Annotated in this window: 19 protein-coding genes and 3 pseudogenes; 13 read left to right on the top strand and 9 right to left on the bottom strand. The window is 59.2% G+C overall.

Annotated features, from left to right (window positions below; translation table 11 throughout):
• Positions 1-742: 742 nt before the first annotated feature.
• Entirely contained in the window at positions 743-2,623 is a 1,881-nt protein-coding gene (locus AC1MH0_RS22615; protein WP_480966311.1) for a sensor domain-containing phosphodiesterase, read from the bottom strand.
• Between the two features lie 245 nt (positions 2,624-2,868).
• Positions 2,869-4,104 (bottom strand): integrase, encoded by a 1,236-nt coding sequence (locus AC1MH0_RS22610; RefSeq protein WP_480966310.1) that lies wholly within the window; start codon positions 4,102-4,104, stop codon positions 2,869-2,871.
• Between the two features lie 150 nt (positions 4,105-4,254).
• Between AC1MH0_RS22610 and AC1MH0_RS22605 the strand changes: the two genes are divergently transcribed.
• The 4 genes and pseudogenes from AC1MH0_RS22605 to AC1MH0_RS22590 all read left to right on the top strand — a co-directional run bounded on the left by AC1MH0_RS22605 (position 4,255) and on the right by AC1MH0_RS22590 (position 7,896).
• Positions 4,255-5,337: a hypothetical protein gene (locus tag AC1MH0_RS22605; RefSeq protein WP_480966309.1), complete on the top strand. Its 1,083-nt coding sequence runs from the start codon at positions 4,255-4,257 to the stop codon at positions 5,335-5,337.
• 224 nt (positions 5,338-5,561) lie between these two features.
• Positions 5,562-6,362: pseudogene (locus AC1MH0_RS22600) on the top strand (DDE-type integrase/transposase/recombinase); the annotation flags it as partial.
• Between the two features lie 528 nt (positions 6,363-6,890).
• Entirely contained in the window at positions 6,891-7,574 is a 684-nt protein-coding gene (locus AC1MH0_RS22595) for a division plane positioning ATPase MipZ (protein WP_480966308.1), read from the top strand.
• A gap of 1 nt (position 7,575) precedes the next feature.
• Positions 7,576-7,896, top strand: a complete 321-nt coding sequence (locus tag AC1MH0_RS22590) for a hypothetical protein (RefSeq protein WP_480966307.1) — start codon at positions 7,576-7,578, stop codon at positions 7,894-7,896.
• A 207-nt stretch (positions 7,897-8,103) separates the two neighbouring features.
• On the opposite strand, the pseudogene AC1MH0_RS22585 reads toward AC1MH0_RS22590, so the two are convergent.
• Positions 8,104-8,804: pseudogene (locus AC1MH0_RS22585) on the bottom strand (integrase core domain-containing protein); the annotation flags it as partial.
• 40 nt (positions 8,805-8,844) lie between these two features.
• On the opposite strand from AC1MH0_RS22585, the gene AC1MH0_RS22580 reads away from it, so the two are divergent.
• A complete protein-coding gene (locus AC1MH0_RS22580) occupies positions 8,845-9,174 on the top strand; it encodes a glycoside hydrolase family protein (RefSeq protein WP_480966306.1) in 330 nt (109 codons plus the stop codon).
• Positions 9,175-9,496: 322 nt separating this feature from the next.
• On the opposite strand, the gene AC1MH0_RS22575 is transcribed toward AC1MH0_RS22580, so the two are convergent.
• Entirely contained in the window at positions 9,497-9,637 is a 141-nt protein-coding gene (locus tag AC1MH0_RS22575; protein ID WP_480966305.1) for a hypothetical protein, read from the bottom strand.
• A gap of 183 nt (positions 9,638-9,820) precedes the next feature.
• A pseudogene (locus AC1MH0_RS22570) lies at positions 9,821-10,255 on the bottom strand (tyrosine-type recombinase/integrase); the annotation flags it as partial.
• Positions 10,256-10,535: 280 nt separating this feature from the next.
• Between AC1MH0_RS22570 and AC1MH0_RS22565 the strand changes: the two are divergent.
• Positions 10,536-11,480, top strand: a complete 945-nt coding sequence (locus tag AC1MH0_RS22565) for an IS630 family transposase (protein ID WP_480966304.1) — start codon at positions 10,536-10,538, stop codon at positions 11,478-11,480.
• 254 nt (positions 11,481-11,734) lie between these two features.
• On the top strand, positions 11,735-11,893 hold the full coding sequence (locus AC1MH0_RS22560; RefSeq protein ID WP_480966303.1) for a hypothetical protein: 159 nt from the start codon (positions 11,735-11,737) through the stop codon (positions 11,891-11,893).
• A gap of 40 nt (positions 11,894-11,933) precedes the next feature.
• Here the strand turns inward: AC1MH0_RS22560 and AC1MH0_RS22555 are convergent, their stop codons facing one another.
• Positions 11,934-12,164, bottom strand: coding sequence for a hypothetical protein (locus AC1MH0_RS22555; RefSeq protein WP_480966302.1), 231 nt, complete (start codon positions 12,162-12,164; stop codon positions 11,934-11,936).
• Positions 12,165-12,693: 529 nt separating this feature from the next.
• Positions 12,694-12,849 carry a hypothetical protein gene (locus AC1MH0_RS22550; protein ID WP_480966301.1) on the bottom strand — a complete coding sequence of 52 codons (156 nt, stop codon included), beginning with the start codon at positions 12,847-12,849 and terminating at the stop codon, positions 12,694-12,696.
• A 218-nt stretch (positions 12,850-13,067) separates the two neighbouring features.
• Between AC1MH0_RS22550 and AC1MH0_RS22545 the strand changes: the two genes are divergently transcribed.
• Positions 13,068-13,244, top strand: a complete 177-nt coding sequence (locus AC1MH0_RS22545; protein ID WP_480966300.1) for a hypothetical protein — start codon at positions 13,068-13,070, stop codon at positions 13,242-13,244.
• Positions 13,245-13,597: 353 nt separating this feature from the next.
• Here AC1MH0_RS22545 and AC1MH0_RS22540 read toward each other — a convergent pair whose 3' ends face one another.
• Entirely contained in the window at positions 13,598-13,876 is a 279-nt protein-coding gene (locus AC1MH0_RS22540; RefSeq protein ID WP_480966299.1) for a hypothetical protein, read from the bottom strand.
• Between the two features lie 110 nt (positions 13,877-13,986).
• Here AC1MH0_RS22540 and AC1MH0_RS22535 point away from each other — a divergent pair, with 110 nt between their 5' ends.
• Entirely contained in the window at positions 13,987-14,199 is a 213-nt protein-coding gene (locus AC1MH0_RS22535; RefSeq protein WP_480966298.1) for a hypothetical protein, read from the top strand.
• 373 nt (positions 14,200-14,572) lie between these two features.
• On the opposite strand, the gene AC1MH0_RS22530 is transcribed toward AC1MH0_RS22535, so the two are convergent.
• Positions 14,573-14,815 (bottom strand): hypothetical protein, encoded by a 243-nt coding sequence (locus AC1MH0_RS22530; protein ID WP_480966297.1) that lies wholly within the window; start codon positions 14,813-14,815, stop codon positions 14,573-14,575.
• Positions 14,816-14,860: 45 nt separating this feature from the next.
• On the opposite strand from AC1MH0_RS22530, the gene AC1MH0_RS22525 reads away from it, so the two are divergent.
• From AC1MH0_RS22525 to AC1MH0_RS22510, 4 genes are all read left to right on the top strand, one after another.
• Positions 14,861-15,010 (top strand): hypothetical protein, encoded by a 150-nt coding sequence (locus AC1MH0_RS22525; protein ID WP_480966296.1) that lies wholly within the window; start codon positions 14,861-14,863, stop codon positions 15,008-15,010.
• A gap of 17 nt (positions 15,011-15,027) precedes the next feature.
• A complete protein-coding gene (locus AC1MH0_RS22520) occupies positions 15,028-15,213 on the top strand; it encodes a hypothetical protein (RefSeq protein WP_480966295.1) in 186 nt (61 codons plus the stop codon).
• A 791-nt stretch (positions 15,214-16,004) separates the two neighbouring features.
• The gene (locus AC1MH0_RS22515; protein ID WP_480966294.1) at positions 16,005-16,619 is read left to right on the top strand and encodes a PEPxxWA-CTERM sorting domain-containing protein; all 615 of its coding nucleotides are present in this window, start codon (positions 16,005-16,007) and stop codon (positions 16,617-16,619) included.
• A 596-nt stretch (positions 16,620-17,215) separates the two neighbouring features.
• Positions 17,216-17,656: a hypothetical protein gene (locus tag AC1MH0_RS22510; protein WP_480966293.1), complete on the top strand. Its 441-nt coding sequence runs from the start codon at positions 17,216-17,218 to the stop codon at positions 17,654-17,656.
• Positions 17,657-17,801: the final 145 nt, after the last annotated feature.

The raw sequence follows: 17,801 nt of genomic DNA, 5'->3' as shown, positions 1-17,801 counted from the left end.
CCTCACTCCTGTAATTGATCGGCGCCTGTCAGATGTACGTTCTCCTGTTCGCTGCGGCCGCAGCCCTAGTGCAATCTCCGGTTGCCGAATCCATGGTGAAGCCGGGCACGATAGCGATCGTTGCTGCTGACAGTCCGACCACGTCTCCCACTATCACGAAAACGTTCACGGACGCCGTTCAGCGCACCCTCCTTCGAACACCTTTCCTGCCCCTGCCCGACGCAAACCACAGCCTTTACGTCGCCAAGGTTGAGGTATCGCAGACACAGCGCGGCGTCGTCCGGTCCGGCAACGACCGATCAGACCGACCGGGCATGGCAACGGGCCTTGGAGGCCTGTCGCTGACTTTGCCTTCGGGGAAGGATCATTTGCGCGGTCTGATCGTAACCCGTCTCGAGGTGACGGTATCGCTGCGCCGCGACAATCACGTCGTGTGGACGGGGCAGGCAACGACGGTGCGCGCTAGTGGCACACGAACGGGCGATCCCTCCGTTGTCGCTACGGCGCTGTCAGACGCCCTCTTGACGTGGTTCCCTCGGCAGTTACCGGGACCGCTGTCTGTTCCGTAGGGCCTGATAAGCAGTTGATCGTCAACTGATCGCCCACGCCAGTACGCTACTGCGACGATCCATGCATTCAGTCATACGTCGACGCTGGCGACGGTGACGAGCAGCATCTTAGGCTAATCGATCCGCCATCCTGCCGCTGAGTGCTCCATTCCTTTTTAGCGCTAGATCGACAATCAGCCCACGCCCGATTGCGTCGCAATCGGCGGTCGCGCGATGCCCTGCGCATGCTCAAGGAGAAGGGCGGTCGTCGTATCGCGATTGGCTGCGGGTGAGAAGATGTACCCCTGCCCTAACGCACAGCCGATCGCGCAAAGCTGTTCGACTTGTTCTTCGGTTTCTATCCCCTCGGCGACGATCCTGATGCCCATCTTTTTCGCGGTACGGATCAGGCCTTCGACGATGGTCACGCTGACACCGTCGGGCTCCAAGTGGTCAACGAACAGTTTGTCGATCTTAATGACATCGACGGGAACCGTGAGCAGATGCGTCAGCGACGCAAAGCCCGTTCCGAAATCGTCCAGCGCGACCCGTATGCCATCCGCGCGTAGCGCCCTGATCGCTTGCTGTATCGCTTGGTCGCCACGTCCCATGTACACCGTCTCGGTTACCTCGAGGATCACGTGAGCGAGAGGGACCCGTTCGCGCTCGAGCGCTGCGGAGAGAACCTGCCCAACGGCACCGCCACTCAAGTCCGCAGACGAGACGTTGATACCGACGTGTTGGAACGGAATACCCAAATCCAGCCAACGGCGTAGGTCAGCCGCGATAAGAGCCATCATCCTGGCAGTGAGCGAAGTCGCAACCTGGGCGTCGGCAGTCGCCTCATGAAAAGAGGCAGCTGAGACCAGATTGTCGCCGATGCGCATGCGGCAAAGCGCTTCCAGGCCAACGATCTCGCGGGTGTCTAGTCGGAAGATCGGTTGATAGTGGGCCTCGATCCGGTCCTCTCGCAACGCCGCGCTCAGGTCCCTGATCGCGCCGATACGCCGCGTCATGTTCGAGCGGAGCCCTGCCCAGTATCGCACAAAACCACCACGACCGGTTTCCTTGGCGTGGTAGAGGGCAAAGTCGGCATTCTGCCGAACACTCCCAACCCCGGCGTCTTCCGATGAGAACGTAGCGCCTCCGATGGTAGCGCGAGGGACGATGCTATGCCCGCCGCAGTCGGCAGCAACCGAGAGCGCGCTTAGAACCTCATCCGCGATCTTCTCCAGGTCACGAAGGGCATCGGTAGCCTGGAGAATGACTGCAAACTCGTCGCCCCCGACGCGAAACGTTCGCCCGGGGCTGACCGCTGCTGAGATCCTGTCGCTGGCGACCTGCAGAAGCTCGTCACCCGCATGATGCCCGAACGTGTCATTCACGACCTTGAGATTATCGAGATCCAGCACGAACAGCGCCCAACTGCCCACCGCAGCGCCCTCAAGTTTGGAAAGTGCGGCATGATACGCAGCCCGATTGGGGCAACCGGTCAAGGCGTCGGTGAAAGCCCGGCGTTGGTGCTCGAGGACACGCTCATGTCGCTCGATAGCGATTTGCGTGAGGTGAACGCAGTTAGCCACCACCTCGCGTTCGAAGGCCGTCGGTCCTCGGGCGCTGCGATAGTAGAAAGCAAATGTCGCGATCACGCGACCGTCTGCATCACATATCGGACTGGACCAGCAGGCGCGCAGCCCATGCGGACGTGCGAGGTGTTTGAACTGCGCCCAACGGGCATCGTTCTCGATATCAACGACCGCAATATCTGTTTTCAGATAGGCAGCGGTGCCACAGGAGCCGGCCGACGGGCCGACGGACAGGCCATCCAAGGCTTGGGAATATGCTTCCGGTAGGCTCGGGCCAGCGAGCGGATGAAGCAGGCCTGCCACATCGACCGTTAAAACCGAACAGATCACCTCCGGGAGGATCCGCTCTACTTCTGCGCACAGCGTAGTGCACGTTGGTGCAAGCCCGGCACCCTTGGCAATCATTTTCAAAATGGCGTTCTGAAGATGAAGCAGTACGGTTACCGTATCATCGCCTCCGTGATATAGATCGGTTTCAGAAAAGCCCATGGAAACAGAACCTATCACAGCGCCGATTTATATTTCTTTAAGGCTCAAATAGCACAGATATATCAAGAAACCATTTTGAGTTTTATTTCTGTTGGCCAGAGTTTGACTCTAACGTTCGAGGAGAACTCGATGATGATTACATACCCGATATCCAAACCGCTTGCTGATGAAGATCGACGTTAGGCGTTGAAATGCGTTACTACGTTGCCAAGCCGATCGCATGCCGATGCATCGGTTCCTCACCTTCAGCTCCTGATCCGAGAGAGTACGCGCGCCGCAACGTTGCTCCTGGCAGCAAGCTTGCGACCGTAGCGCAGGGCCGTCGACGGCGACGACCAACGGAGTGCCTGAGCAATCCCAACGCCGTCCTCGCCAGCCGCAAACAGGTCCTGCGTGAGGCCAACGCGCAGCGAATGGCTCGACAAGGCGCGTGCTGCCTCTTCGACCTTCGCGATCGGCATCTCGACCAGCCCCTGATCGAAGGCACTTAGTGCCACACGCCGATAAATCCCGTTGACGCCCTGCCGAGTGAGCGAGGCGGTGCCGACGGTATAGACCGTGCGCGCGGGCTCCGCCTTCTTGCCACGAAGCTTCTCCTGCCAGTGCCGCGTGTGGCCTGGGATCGCTTCGTACGCCATCGGCGGAACTGCGGGGCGCAGACGGCGCCGATCAACCCCCACGCGGCGGAAGACCGGCCCCTCGGTGATGGCGCTCGCGACCAGCCAGGCGCCGACCCTGCGCATCGTGTCCGCGGACAGCCAGCCCCAGGCCCCCTGCCCTTCCTGATCGGTCTTGGATGATGGAATGAACAGGAGCGCCGAGCCATCGCTGTGCGGATCGATGTGCGCGACGGTGACGGCGACAAGCTCGCTGACGCGCAGTCCCGCATCATAGCCGAGTGAGAGCAGCGCTGCGTCGCGCAAGCCCTGCAGATCGCCGCCACAGGCGCCGAGCAAGGCAGTAAGCGTGAACCCCTTGGTATGGGGATCTAGCGAGGCCCCGAAGCGCAACGGGGCAGCCTGACGCTGAGCAGCGCCGCGACGCCGGCGCAGGCCCTTGAGCGCCGCACGGACCATGACGTGGCTAGTGGGCGCATGCCCCCTCTCCTGCATCCCTGACAGGCCGTGTGCGGTGGCAAGACTGGCAACCCGCCGGGCGACCGTCGCGGGCTTGGCGCCCCGCGCCTCGAGCATGGCGATGTAGCGGACCAGGTTTTCGGGCTCGGCGGGCAGCGGGGCGGCACGGATGTCCTCACACCAACGCAGATAGCAGGCTAGGTCCGACGCCAGCGCCGCCTTGCTCGCCGCGGCCATAGCGCCGAGCTGCGCCGCAAAACCGATCTCGCTGACAGGGACACCTTCAGCCGGCAGCGCAAGACCCAGCAACCGGGTAACCCGGGCATCGATCGGCTCGACGACTCCACGCCGCGTTCGGACCGGCAGCCCCTCCCCATCGGTACGATGGACGACGATCTCGCTCATGAGGGCCGCGCCCGCTGGTCCGATTTACCCTGCATTTCGCCGTCATAGCACATCCTCGTAGTTACCATAATGTCCGATTATGGTAAGTTCGTATACATGACACTTAGGGCTGCCTAGTGATCGCGCGATTACTAGCATATGGTGGGCGCAATGACGTTCACTGATCATACTTCGCTGGGCTACGCGCTCGGTCGACTGGCGGGTGCAATTCGCTTTGCCTCCCCAGAAATCCGCAAGGTTGCGAGCCTCGCTACCGTGGCCGACGCGTGGCGCGCGTATCGACGCGATGCCGGCATTGGCAACGTCGGCCCTGCCCACCAGCCTTCTACTGACGCCCTCTCGATCCTCCTGACCGACGACCCCCGCCGCGACGCCGTCGTGCTTTGGCTTGCTGCACACGGGGTGCCACCGATTGCCGACGCTGCAACGATGGTCGTTCGCATGGTCAACGCGACGCGCGGGTTCGAGGTCGATGCGCTGGCATTGCTCAACGCCGCCCAGGACGCCTTGGCGCAGGCGACTGCCGGTGGTCCCCTCACCGGTGCCTGCGGACTGGCGGACGCTGGTCCGGATCATCCGCTCCATGGGCTGGCGCGCGCTGCGGTCGCGGTCGACGTTTTGATCCGCGCGCCGGACTTCGCCGAAAGCTCTGGGCACGAGGCGCTACTCCCCCTGCCCTCCCGATCGATGCGGCATTACGTTGCGTCCGAGCCGGCAGGATGCTGGGCCCTGAACCTTGTGCTTGTTGCACGCGGCATCGTTCCACCGGTTACCGGGATAGTCCCGCGCACGGTCTTTCGCCTCGATGTCACGGACGCCCAGCGGGCTGCCGCGCTCGTCGACCATAGCACGCATGAAGCGTTGGCCGCGTTCACGAACTTGGAGCGCATAGAGTCGGTGTTGGGTCGCGGTCGTGAGGCCCTCGCCGGCTTATCCCGCAACGCCCGTGCGTTTGAGGCTTGGACGCTTTTGGCGGCGCTTGGTCCGACCACGCGAAAGCAGCTCACGCGCGCACTTGGCTTGTCGCGCGCCGGTGCCGATATCCAGGCGCGCGCACTTGCTGCTGCGAGACTCGTTGGGCTCGAAATGGGAGGTTTGGTATCCCCTGCCCTCCCCGGTTCGTCTCCGTCGCCGTCTGCGTCCCTCAATTCTGTATCGCTCAATGCTGCGGCTGCGGATCTTGATCTCGCGATGGCTGAGATCGATCACCTTCTATCGAAAGCAAACGTATAAATTACAGGCGTTCGTCGTGAGGTGGCCCCTGAATGACCAGACAGGACCCCGCTCTTAGATAAGAGTGAGGCCTATGACTGACGGTACGACCAGGCGTTACAACGATGGCGAGGTTCTCTCCGGTGTTCAGCGCCGGAGGCGGTGGACACCAGAGGAAAAGGTCCGGATCATCGAGGAGACGTATCTGCCGGGCATGTCCGCAATGCGCCATCGCGCCCTGACCACGCGGACGACCACCGCTGCCGGATGCCGAGCTGGTCGCCAACATCTGCGCGCTCGTCGCCGATCTGCCAACGTACGGCTATCGCCGCGTTCATGCTCTGCTGCGCCGGTAGGCCGAGAAGACCGGGCGCAAAGCGCCCAATCCGAAACGCGTCTACCGCGTCATGAAAGTGCATAGGCTGCTACAACAACGGGACGGCGAATGCCGCGAGGAACGACGTCACGACGGCCGGGTCGCCGTCGACCTCCGCAACGTCCGCTGGTGCTCCGACGGATTGGAGATCACCTGCGACAATGGCGAGAAAGTGCGTGTCGCATTCGCGTTCGACTGCTGCGACCGCGAGGCCATGGGCCACGTGGCGACAACGGGCGGCATCGCCGCCGAGGACGTCCAGGACTTGATGGTCGCCACGGTCGAGCATCGCTACGGACAGGTGAACCACGTGCCCGAACCGATCGAGTGGCTCACCGATAACGGCAGCTGCTACACCGCTCGCAACGCTGGGGCGTTCGCCCGAGGCATTGGGCTGATCCCGTGCACTACCCCAGTCAGGAGTCCCCAATGGAATGGCATGGCCGAGCCGTTCGTTCGCACTCTCAAGCGCGATTATGTCCGCGTGAACCCCAGGCCATATGCGTAGAGTGTCATCGACCAACTGCCTGGCTGGTTCGCCCATTATAAAGAGGAGCATCCGCACCGCGCTTTGCGCTATCGCCCCCCCCCCCGCGAGTATCATCGCACAAACCTGCGCGGCTCTGTCAGGCCTTTAGGGGGCAACAACACGTCGTCAATATCTCATTAGGCATCGCTATGGTACCAGACGGTAGCCCCGGGGTATTATTCGATAAGGTTTGCCCACGCAACCGTCCGCCCCCTCTGTGTCATCGTTAGCCCACCGCTCTAAGGTTCTGGTAGCTCGCCTGAATAGCGCCGCTGCCTTTATCGGTATCAAAGGAACAAGCACCTCAAACAATAATGTACTACATGGTACCAACTGGTTGTGTACCAAACGCTTGGCAGCGCCTGAAAAGCCAGGACATTCACCCTAAACCGCCTTCATTCCATGTCATGGATGCTAAACTAATGACAATGGGCAAATATTCTAGCCATTCGAGCACATGCCTTGCCATTAGTTTAGTAGACCAGCGTTGACATTGGTTGCACACAAAGGGCTAGTGCTCTAATGCGTTGGATGCGCTAGCTAGGGCAGGGCGGGGAAGCTAATTAGTGCTCCCTGAATGAACTGGGTACTATTAACGTTATGGCTTCGTAACAACGCGAGAACCTAAGGCGACTGAATAAAAAGCTGTGAGCAGATTTGGGGTAAGAAATGCCGGTAATTAGTTTCGCGAGTCCAAAAGGGGGCGTCGGCAAGAGCACCTCCGCTCTTCTGCTTGCCACGGGTTTGACTGCCGCTGGAGCGTCAGTAACCGTTATTGATGGCGATCCGAACCGGACGATCGAAGGTTGGGCTACGAGCGCTGCGGAACCAGGTTTTAAATGTGCGCGTCTGCCATCTGACGACGACATCATCGACGCAATCGAGGCCGCATCAGAAGCAACCCAGTTCGTCATCGTTGATTTGGAAGGCACCGCCAACTTGGCGATGGCTCGTGCCATATCTCGTACGGACCTTGTCGTGATACCTCTTCAAGCGTCACCGGTGGACGCAAGGCAGGCAAGTCGCGCAATAAAAATGGTTATGGCTCAAGCCAAAGAACTACGCAGAAACATATCGTTCCGAATGCTTTTCACGCGGGTAAATCCAGCGATAGCTACACGTGACGAGAAAGAAATTCGAAGTCAGTTCATCGAAGCGGATATTCCAGCACTCAAGACTGCATTAAATGAAAGGGCGGCGTTCCGTGCAATGTTTACGCACTACCGATCTCTATGGGACTTAGAGGATAACACGGTAAATGGCCTTATAAAAGCCAAGGCAAATGCGACAGAGTTTGTGCGTGAAGTGACGCAAACTATCCGAGATCTACAGACGGCGGGGCAGGGGGAGTAATATGAGCAAGATAGATCTTGGACTAGGTGACTTGAGCGATATCGTTCCGGCATCACCAATGCCGGCAAAGCCAAGGGTTGAGGAGCGTGGAGAACGCGCAGCGATTGATGCTGTCGGCCGCAACCATGGTTTTACAAAGCCATCACAGCCGCCATCGAAATTGGGACGCCGGAAGAATCCACACGCTGGTGAACCAATGCATCAAGTCAGTATGAAAGGACCTGCTAGCGTTATGAGCAGGTTTATTGATCTGTGTGACCGGGAAGGCGCCCCGTATTGGCAAGTGATTGAAAGTTTGATGGACAAAGCCGATGTAGGGTAGGGCGGAACCGATTAATATTACTACGTAGTATTAGCGTGGCTTATTAGTCAATCTGGCATGCCTTTCACGTTTGATATTTATTAATCCTAACTCAAAAACGATGCAGCCAATTTACCGGATCATGCCATATTATCCAAAGTTGATAGATCTAGCGTATTGGCCGGCTTCGATAGGAGTAAGGCTTTTAGTATTGGCGATGTATTCCTAAGGCGTGAGGCCACTGAGCGTCTTGAGCCGGCGGGCGAAATTGTAGACCGCCATGAAGTCTGCAAGGTGCACCCGCAACTGCTGGTGGCTTTCGTAATGGAGGCGTCTGACCGTTGCCTCCTTAATGGTACGGTTCATTCGCTCAACCTGACCGTTGGTCCACGGGTGGTTCGGCTTGGTCAACCGGTGCTCGATGCCGTTTGCTTCGCAGATCATGTCGAAGCGCATCTGACGTGACCAAGCGGTGTTGCGGTTGCGTGGTTGCTCGGCAAACTGGATGCCCCCTTCGACTTTGCTCAGGACAGGATTGTCGGTCGGGATCGTGTGAATGCGGTAGGGCACGGCTTTCCGCAGGTGTTCCAAGCACTCCCACGCTGTCCGTCGATCAGCCTTGTCGAGGAGTTGAGTGACGGCGAACTTGCTGGTGCGGTCTACGCCGACGAACAGGTAGAGCCCTTCGACGAGCTCAGGAGAGCCTTGCCCTCGGCGGTCTGCACCTCAGCGATATCCACGTGGAAGAAACCGATAGGGTAGCGCTTGAAGCGCTGTCGCTTCGGCTTGTCCCCCTCAATGTCCGGCAGACGGAATATGCCATGACGCTGCAGGCAGCGGTGCAGTGCTGACCGTGTCAGATGCGGAATCGACGGCTGCAACACGTAGAGTCAATCGTCGAGCGGCAGGAGTGTGTGGCGCCGGAATGCGTAGTGCAGGGATGCGACTGCATCACGCAGGATCAGGCGGATGACATGTTCGACCAGCAGGCCAAGCGGGATTTCGCCACGCCACTATCCATCGCCGTCGGCGACGCGCCGAACGGCCGCGCAGTTCGGGGCCATGGTCGCACTTTTCTATAGTATCGGCATCGGCCGGCGCGTCTGGTTGCCCCGCATGAATAAGGGCTTTCGCCAGCCGAACGTGCTGAAGTTGCATCCCGCCGGCAAGTTCGACGCCGCGACACTCGCGTTCGGGTCATGGACGCGTACGGCCGGCAAATTGATAGCGGCTTTGTATGGCGTCGCGCTTCCAATGCCGCGCCGTACCGCAAGAATTATCCCGAGGTCGCGCGCTTAACGATGGGCGACGTCGCCTGATCACTGTGACCCGGCCCGCCGGAGGCTCGATCTCCCCCGAAAGGACGGATCATGAGAAACTGCTGGGCTCTGCGCGGCGTCGATGGCCCTTGCCAGCTGCGCGGCGATGCCGACCCCGTTGAAGGAGAAAGCGACCGAGATTGGTTCCGCGATCGTGCGCGTGCAGATTGCGTATGATCGCGTCGCCGCATCAGCCTTCCGGTCACCGAACGCGGCCTGCTCATCGCGCGGTACACGGCCACGGTAACTGAACAGGAGGTAGTGCTCGCCGAGGCTCAGGCCGTCACCGCCGTGACCGCCAATTAGATAGCCGTGGCAACGACCCATGCGACCAGCGCCCAGAACGCCAGGCCGAGTATGGCGCCGATGATCAAAGCACGCAGGACCTCTGGCGGCGTTGCATCACGGCTCTGCCCAGCCTTGACGTCGAGATCCTCCAGCATATTTCTCTCCTAACTGCCATTCGGCATCCCGTACCAAAGGACGCGCGCGGCGGGCAGGAAGTTCCCCCCAGTATTAACCAAATTCGACAGCTCATTCTATGAAGACCATTCTCCTTTGAGATCCCAGGTTCCCGGATCGCCGCCCCACGCGCCTGACGGTCGAGGATACGCCCTCACGCTGACCACTCGCCACCGCTCCCGCACCAACGCCAACAGCCCGACCGGGAGCATGGTGTTGCGATACCGCCCGCCCTTGCCGCGCTCGACCCGCAGCAGCATGCGCTCGCTGTTGACGTCGCGCACTTTGAGGGCAGCGACCTCGGCCGCACGCAGTCCGGCGCCATAGGCAACCGACAGCGCCGCCTGATGTTTGAGGCATGTGGTTGCCGCCAATAGCCGCGCTACCTCGTCTTGGCTCAGGACCACCGGCAACTTGCGCACGTGTAGCATGCGGACCAGCTTACGGGTAAGATCCGGCCGGTCGAGCGTCTGGATGAAGAAGAACCGTAGTGCCGACGCGATGGCGTTCATGGTCGGCGCAGGCACGCCCAAGTCACACTGCTCGATCTGGAAGCGCCGAACTTCCTCAGCCGTTGCTGTGTCAGACGAGCGCCCGAGCACCCGACGCCTATATCAGCACGTGCACGCTTTCGTACTTGTGGATGGATAGGTTGCCCATGAATACGACAGCACCGCCGCGGAGAGCGAGCACGAGCGTCTGACCCCCAAAGAAAAGGGCGGGTCGGCTGAGGTCGAGCGCAGTTCGACGGGACCAGCCACGGTCGAACGGGCGAGCAAAAGTTCTAGAGCGGTTTCTCACCTGGCTGAATCATAATGGGATTCCCGTCGCTGCGGTTTTCTGATTCAGGATTCATGCCGGTGCAGGAGGCTGGCATGGATGGCGCGAGCACTGTTGGTAGATCTTCGGGATAGAGTTGTGGCGGCTATCGCGGGTGGTCTGTCGCGTCGGCAGGCTGCGGTACGGTTCGGTGTCAGCGCCGCGAGCGCCATCCGGTGGCAGCAGCTTGCAACCCAGCACGGGACGCCAGCGCCACAGCAACAGGGTGGCGATCGACGTTCGATGAGGATCGAGGCGCATGCCGGGTTGATCCTAGACGCTTACAAGGCGACCCCCGACATAACGCTTGCGAGTTGCAGGCGCTCCTGGCTGATCACTGCACTGAGGTCGCGCTCGGCACGATATGGCGGTTCTTCGCGCGACGCGGGATCACGCGCAAAAAAGACTGCGCTTGCGACCGAGCAGGATCGCCCCGACATCCTGAAGCGGCGCGAGGAATGGTTCGACGGCCAGCTCGATCTCGATCCCGAGCAGCTCATCTTCATCGACGAGACCTGGGCATCAACGAACATGGCACGTCGCTACGGCAGAGAGCCACGCGGCGAACGACTGCGGGCCGGCGTGCCGCACGGGCACTGGAAAACCACCACCTTCGTCGCGGGTCTGAGTCGCACCGGCATGATCGCACCCTGGGTGCTCGACGGAGCGATGAACGGTGATGCCTTCACCACCTACGTGACCCGCGTGCTGGTGCCCGAACTCTCGCCCGGTAATGTCGTCATCATGGACAACCTGTCGAGCCATAAAGCGCCGGTCGTGCGTGTCGCCATCGAAGCCGCAGGTGCCAGGCTCCTGTTCCTTCCGCCCTACAGCCCGGACTTCAACCCTATCGAGATGGCCTTCTCCAAGCTGAAGGCGCATCTGCGAAAAGCGGCCGAGCGGACCATTCACGGCCTCTGGGATGCCATCGGCCGTATCGTCGACCTCTACTCGCCCCAGGAATGCTCGAACTATTTCGCAGCCGCTGGTTACGATGCAGACTGATCAGAAACCGCTCTAGCAACCAAACCGTACATATGTTTCAGGCTGTATGGAGATGGTGGACGCACTCGGGCTCGAACCAAGGACCCGCTGATTAAGAGACAGTAGTTCTCCCAATGTTTTCAACGCATCTCCCGACAAGTTCTGCCTTTATACCCCTGTGGCCCACCGAGGGAAATCTTGATTTGTCGGAATGGCGAGAGGGCTTTCACAAGCTCAGCTGTGACCGCTGACAATGTCGCGATGCGGTTTCCGGTATGAGTGCTGGCAAGGCCGCCCGTTATACCGCCGCGGACGTGCGCGCTGCGCTGATGAGCCGGTACGGCGGGCTCAACGCGCTAGCGAACCAAGCGCGCCGCCTGGTTGAGCAGATCGACACGGTCCGGGGCCCGAACACGGAGAACGAAGACGCATGATCATCAACACCCTCAACCCTGAGAACGCCCAGGGCGCAATTTAAGAGAATAACCCGCCAACGCGGATGACGCCGTTACGAAAAACTCCGTCCTTAAGTGCTTTCTTCACCGCCCATATTATGACGTCGTTGTCCTTAAAAGTTCGATTACGAGTTCGCGCGGTGCCCGCCAATCTCAGCAGCATGGCATAGATACCGTCCTCAAACACTGCGATCGCCCCATCTCCGTTTAGCACGATTGGAATACCCCGTTCGCCGGGCAGAATGCTCATGGCCCTGCCGTGATCGATTGAGATTTGTGGGGATAACATCAGTATTTTACGCCTCTTGCTCGATGGAGCGATGGGCGAGCGGTTCGGTTTATGCAACCATTTTGGAGTGTGTAACCGCTCGGCGTTTAGGCCCCGAACTCCGGCCCTTCCTCATCAAGATAAAAAGTGCACGATCAGTTCGGGTGGCCCGCTGTGGGACATGCGGAATTAGGCTCTTGGCGGCGAACTTTGGTCGTGAATATGACCAGAAATGCTTGAGCATACAGAATCAAACACCTGGTTGCGGTGCTCGCGATATTTCATCGAGGGTGAGGATGTCGGACGTGCAGGTGGAACGGCCTCGAACTGCCGTTACTTCAGGGGTTCAATAGCGTTCTCCGAGTGGATGGCAGGCTTCCGAGAAGGGTGCGCGGCGCATTTCGAGATCACCGATGGTATGAGGCTCAACCCCGTCCCCGCCTCAAACTACGGGCCGGCTGCGTCAGGGTAGAAAGCGCGACCCGAACCGTTAGGAAGCAGCGACTTCTGCTCAGCGCTTTTTCTCCAATCGCCGAAGCTCTCGCTCTATAGCCTCGCGCAGCACGTCGGCCTTCTTTCCATCTCCGCAGACCGCATCGAGGCGCGCGTTAGTTCCCTCCATAACGAGGAACGATAATTGCTCTTTGAATTCTTTTGGCCGGGTCATGTGAGTTGAACTATCCACTTCGGTATCGTTAGTCGAACCCCGGACCGGAAGCGCTGGACCCACCTCGACCAACTGACGGACCCCACTTGCACAGAGAGGGCGCAAGTCGCAACGTCAGAAGATAGCGTTCCGGGGTGGTCCCAACCGCTGGTTGAAGGCTTTAATGCAATGTCCGCCAATGACATCGAACCGCTAGAGCTCGAGACACCTTCTACAGCGTGCAACGCAACTGGCGAAGCTCCACGGGCTGGGTACGGGGAGACCGGGTTAGTTTGCTGCCTATATGCCGAGGTCACAAACTTATGCCCACGGACGCCGGTACCAAGATAATTGATTTCGTAAAGCGTCGGTTCGACATACCCGAACGCAACGCTCCACGGAACGGGTCTGAATAATCAGGCCCGAACTCCGGCCCTTCCTCATCAGGATAGAACGCTTACCGACAGATGAGCTTTAACTCAGGCGCAAGCGCTGCCGGTATGCTCGGCCCGTCTTGCCAGATATGTATCCGTAAACCCAAACGCTTGTAAGGTTTGGGGCGAGCCGTGCTTCATACGGGCAGTCGGCAACGCTACTCCGCTGCAAAAGGCTCGCCCTTCGCCCAGCCTCGAAAGTCCGCTCCATCATCCGTTCAATACCTCGCATGACGAACGCGGTAGAACCCAAAGCCTTACCACCAAGTGAACATGTCCCGAACTCAAGACCTTCTTCATCACGATAGAACCATGGGAAGAGAGCTTCCGGTTGGTCAGAGGTAGAGACGCCAAACCTTTCCCGTCGCGAAACGGACCCAGTGAGCGCGAGCGTCGAGGGACATCTCCTCGAGCTTCGCCACTGGATCTCGATGCCAATCGACAAGGATCTGATCCCACGCCTCACGGCTAACTTCGACCGTGACGCGATCGTCCGCGATCGTTCGGCCTTCAAAACAAACGACATCGCCGACTTCGCGCCGATCGCGTTCGTTCCGGCTTATGGTGAGTTTCATGCGCGCCTGCTCTAAAATGCTCGGGATCAAGTCGAGCAAGTGGCCTTTCGATCTTTACCGCCGTGAGCGATAACAGAATCGTATTGAGCCAAAGCAGTAGGCTGGTCGATCCTTTCCCACGTTCGTTGCCGAGTTATCGGAGAATACCAATGGCTGAGACACTGCGCCCTGAGGTGTTCAACATCACCGCTTTCGAGGGTAATGTGCTGGTAGAGGCTCCCGGCCTTGTCGCTACGCTTGATGTAGAAGCGGCGTCGTCCCTGTCGGATCAACTGCTCGCTGCGTGCGGATTAGCATGGTTGCAGCAGCATGCCGCGGTCGGTCAGGTGAGGGATCAACCAGCGCAATCCTCTAAACCATAGCGTCGCCAAGAGGCATCTGACCTCACCGCCGCGTGTGCCGCGATCAGGGTGCATGCGAGATCGCGTTGATCCGGTAAGGCACATTTCGCGACTATGAATGGCCCCTCATTGCCGGCAGGCAAGCACGCTATCTTCCTACCCAACGTTAAAGCGGCGAGGGTGGCTGGCGAGTCCATTGGAGAGCGCGCCGTCGCTTCTAGGCCCGCGATACGTATCCGGGTATGGTCACTGCAAACGATCGTCGTGCCGTCCGGCACGTTGGTAACCATGCATATGATCATCGCAGCCATCATTGTCGAAAATCCTTTAGATCGCCGGGCCAGTAAGGTGCCGTGCCGACAATAGAGGTGGTGAGCTTGTCCATGCGGTCCGCCTAGCCCTCGATTATATATTTGACGAGAAGCACGCCGGCAGTGCCCGCAGCCGCATGAATAATACCCCGCAACGCTGACACCCTCTTGATCGACGCGTAACTGATAAACTCAATTGCCGCTGCAATCAGCCAGTACGCGAGAATCTGATATCGACTCTCGACCGAGTTTTGCAGGGCGACCCTGACAAGGCAGGCGACAACGAAAAGGAAGGTAGCTGAAAAGGTGACTGGTAAGGCGATCATGGGAACAGTTTGCCCGAATCGATCGGGCGCGCATAGTCTCGCGCCATGAGCAACGAGCCCCTGCATCTCGACGTGATCGAGTACCTCGACGATAAGAGCCTTCTTGAAGAGTATCAGAAGACCGACGGGGTACCGGGGGACCCACTTGCCGATGATCTGCTCGCGGAGATCAAGCGGCGTAACCTCAACATCTGATGGCACGGGCAGGGCCGATGGAGGATAGGGAAGTCTGGATACAGGCAGGCGCGATCCTCGCTCAGCACGGCGAACTGGCCACGGATTATATCGTCGATCAGGTGAGCGATGCGCTTGGCGATCGTATCGCGGTCGAGGACTGGCGCCGGGTCGCCGCGGCGGTCGACGCGATCAGCGACGCGCAATCGCATGGCCCCAATTGAGAACAAAAGCGGAACGATCTAAGCCGTACCTCTGACGAGTCGGAGCCGTGCTGCTGTGTCAAAGCCAAATCGAACGACGTTCATCGCCTTAGTGGTGCTGGACGATGCGATCAGGAGGTTGCAATCGGACGGCGCGTTGAAACCGCCACAGTACGGCGTGCGCTTGGCGCTGGCATACCTCTACTCGACCTGCCTATCGAAGAACTGCGATCCGTTCGATACGCTCTGGCGAACCCTGACCGGACACGATCACCAACCACACGAGTTTCGGGTGACATGGGCGGGAACATAGTTCGCGCGGATCTGTCAGGGCATCGGAATACGGCAGGACATTGAGCTTGGCGAGGCCATGGCGCGGGTCAGGGCTGACAAGGCTACCCCGCCAAGGTAGCTACAGCGCGTCGCGGCGAGCATTCCTATTCCGTGCTCGTCACACGGGCTCGTCGCGACGCCGTTTCATTTCGGGATTTTTCGGGGATTGCTTACCAATAGGTTAAGTGACAGTATTGTGACATCGCAGCGGGTTGAGCTTTCCCAAGACGCCTCCCCGCTGCGGTGCCCAACCTTTTCCTGATATGACCTGACCGTCGCAGCGTCATCGTGCCTTGATGAGTCGACGCGGTCTCATGCGCGATAACATTTGTGCCTAACGAAAAGGCCAATCGTTCCAGTATGATACGAGTACAGCATTGTAAGGATCGTACGACGCATTTTGGTGAACCGCAGGTTAACAGCGCCTCCAGCCCCGCTCCTGTGCGTGGCACGAAAACGGGGCCTCCTTTATGAAAACTATGTACAAGATCGCCGCGTCGGCCGCTTTGGCAGTAGCAGCAATGGCCACAACGCCGGCTCTCGCGGCCGAGATCGTCACCTCGGTCCAAATTCGCTCCGCCCTGACGGACCCGTCGCAGGCGTACATACAGATTGCTGAGCTACAGCTTTTCGGTGGCTCAACCAATTACGCCCTGACGGGGGTAGCGTCTGCAACCAGCGTTTACGAGAACGCAGGTGCGAACCCCTCGAATGCCAACGACGGAAGTCTGGCTTCGAGCTATCCCGCAATTTATCACAGCAACGCCAGCAACGGGTCGGACGTTTTCACGCTGAAGCTTGCGGCAGCAACCTCGATCGACAGGATTTCGATCTACGGGCGCACGGAGTGCTGCTCGTACCGTGACGTCTACAGCTACACCCTTTTAAATGGTGCTCAGATCGTGGGGACTGGAACACTCGACGCGCGCTCCACGTCTTTCGCGACGGCAAACGTGACGGCAGCGGTTCCCGAGCCTGCGACGTGGGCAATGATGATCCTCGGCATGGGCGTCGTCGGCTTCGCCATGCGTCGCCGGATCAAGGTTTCGGAAGTCAACTTCACGAACCACGTGCGCGCGATCGCAAACTCGTAAAATCTACTCGAATGCAATGATCGGGCCGCCATGCTCAATAGAGCGTGGCGGCATTCTGTCACACGTGTGCAGTCGCAGCGTCACCTCTGCCTCAGTGACTGGCGCTGTGACGCCACTACCGGCTTGGCGCGTCCATCAGCCGCGGTCAGGCGTGCAATTGCTCCCAATGTCGTAATTTCCGACGGTTTATGAGGGAGGGGTGCAAGGAAATCGTCATAGCGGGCACTCCCGATGCGCGGTTTGAGATACCAGCGCGATACCAGCGCGCCGACGACGTTGCTTCGAGGACAACAAGATCGTACGCGTCCGAACAAATGGATCCGGCACGGGTTTACGCGGTTTACGGACGGGCGTGGCGGAGAAAATATCCGCCGCGACGAGGTCGTTACTTATGATCATCGATGTTCGGCAGCAATTGCCTGATCAAAAGGCGCAGGTGGTAAATGATATACGGGTGGTCGCCAGGGATCGGAGATCCTGATGCGCTGGGGTGGTTCACTGTCGCAGCCTACCTGATCGCGGCGGCTTTGTGCTACGCCGCGCGAGCTCGAACAATATCTATGACGCGGTCACACCAAGTTTGGGGCGTGCTCGTGGTGCTACTGGTAGCAATGGCAATTAATAAACAACTGGATCTTCAATCACTCGGCACTGCGATTGCTCGCCATTTGGCGTACGATGAAGGCTGGTACTCAAATCGGCGTAACGTGCAAAAGGTGTTCATTTTTGCGATCGGGGCATCCGCGATGTTCGTGGCGATCGTGGTGGCGGTAATTGCGCGTGAAGCTGACAGATGGGCGATCACTGGTCTGGGTGGTCTAATCTTACTGATTGGCTTCGTCTTCATCCGGGCAGCGTCGTTCCATCATATCGACGCTATCATAGGTCGCGACTTTGTTGGCGTACGCGTGAACCATCTGCTCGAGCTGGGAGGAATCAGCATAATCGGTGTGTCAGCGCTCGGGTCTAGCTTGATAGGATCGGGTACTATTCGGGTACAACGGCGCCCATTGGGCCTTCCGCCTGAGGGGGTTTGAGGGCGACGGCGTGGGCTATGCGCTGCAGTAGAAGGGGGCCCGCGATCGTGACATTCGGTTACCCCCACAAGGGGCTACCGCGGACTGACGTCGACCACGCTAACCTTCGCCTATGGTCTGAAACTAAGAGCGGTTTCTCACCGGG

The organism is Sphingomonas sp. AP28 (assembly GCF_056680455.1).
This window is presented reverse-complemented; position numbering and strand designations above follow the sequence as displayed.

What these genes read in the sequence shown, in the direction of transcription:
- AC1MH0_RS22590 (WP_480966307.1), top strand. Translation starts at nt 7,576, where the DNA reads ATGAGCAAGATAGATCTTGGACTAGGTGACTTGAGCGATATCGTTCCG.
- AC1MH0_RS22595 (WP_480966308.1), top strand. Translation starts at nt 6,891, where the DNA reads ATGCCGGTAATTAGTTTCGCGAGTCCAAAAGGGGGCGTCGGCAAGAGC.
- AC1MH0_RS22580 (WP_480966306.1), top strand. Translation starts at nt 8,845, where the DNA reads ATGACATGTTCGACCAGCAGGCCAAGCGGGATTTCGCCACGCCACTAT.
- AC1MH0_RS22575 (WP_480966305.1), bottom strand. Translation starts at nt 9,637, where the DNA reads ATGCTGGAGGATCTCGACGTCAAGGCTGGGCAGAGCCGTGATGCAACG.
- AC1MH0_RS22530 (WP_480966297.1), bottom strand. Translation starts at nt 14,815, where the DNA reads ATGATCGCCTTACCAGTCACCTTTTCAGCTACCTTCCTTTTCGTTGTC.
- AC1MH0_RS22535 (WP_480966298.1), top strand. Translation starts at nt 13,987, where the DNA reads ATGGCTGAGACACTGCGCCCTGAGGTGTTCAACATCACCGCTTTCGAG.
- AC1MH0_RS22550 (WP_480966301.1), bottom strand. Translation starts at nt 12,849, where the DNA reads ATGACCCGGCCAAAAGAATTCAAAGAGCAATTATCGTTCCTCGTTATG.
- AC1MH0_RS22560 (WP_480966303.1), top strand. Translation starts at nt 11,735, where the DNA reads ATGAGTGCTGGCAAGGCCGCCCGTTATACCGCCGCGGACGTGCGCGCT.
- AC1MH0_RS22515 (WP_480966294.1), top strand. Translation starts at nt 16,005, where the DNA reads ATGTACAAGATCGCCGCGTCGGCCGCTTTGGCAGTAGCAGCAATGGCC.
- AC1MH0_RS22520 (WP_480966295.1), top strand. Translation starts at nt 15,028, where the DNA reads ATGGAGGATAGGGAAGTCTGGATACAGGCAGGCGCGATCCTCGCTCAG.
- AC1MH0_RS22555 (WP_480966302.1), bottom strand. Translation starts at nt 12,164, where the DNA reads ATGAGCATTCTGCCCGGCGAACGGGGTATTCCAATCGTGCTAAACGGA.
- AC1MH0_RS22525 (WP_480966296.1), top strand. Translation starts at nt 14,861, where the DNA reads ATGAGCAACGAGCCCCTGCATCTCGACGTGATCGAGTACCTCGACGAT.
- AC1MH0_RS22615 (WP_480966311.1), bottom strand. Translation starts at nt 2,623, where the DNA reads ATGGGCTTTTCTGAAACCGATCTATATCACGGAGGCGATGATACGGTA.
- AC1MH0_RS22565 (WP_480966304.1), top strand. Translation starts at nt 10,536, where the DNA reads ATGGCGCGAGCACTGTTGGTAGATCTTCGGGATAGAGTTGTGGCGGCT.
- AC1MH0_RS22605 (WP_480966309.1), top strand. Translation starts at nt 4,255, where the DNA reads ATGACGTTCACTGATCATACTTCGCTGGGCTACGCGCTCGGTCGACTG.
- AC1MH0_RS22610 (WP_480966310.1), bottom strand. Translation starts at nt 4,104, where the DNA reads ATGAGCGAGATCGTCGTCCATCGTACCGATGGGGAGGGGCTGCCGGTC.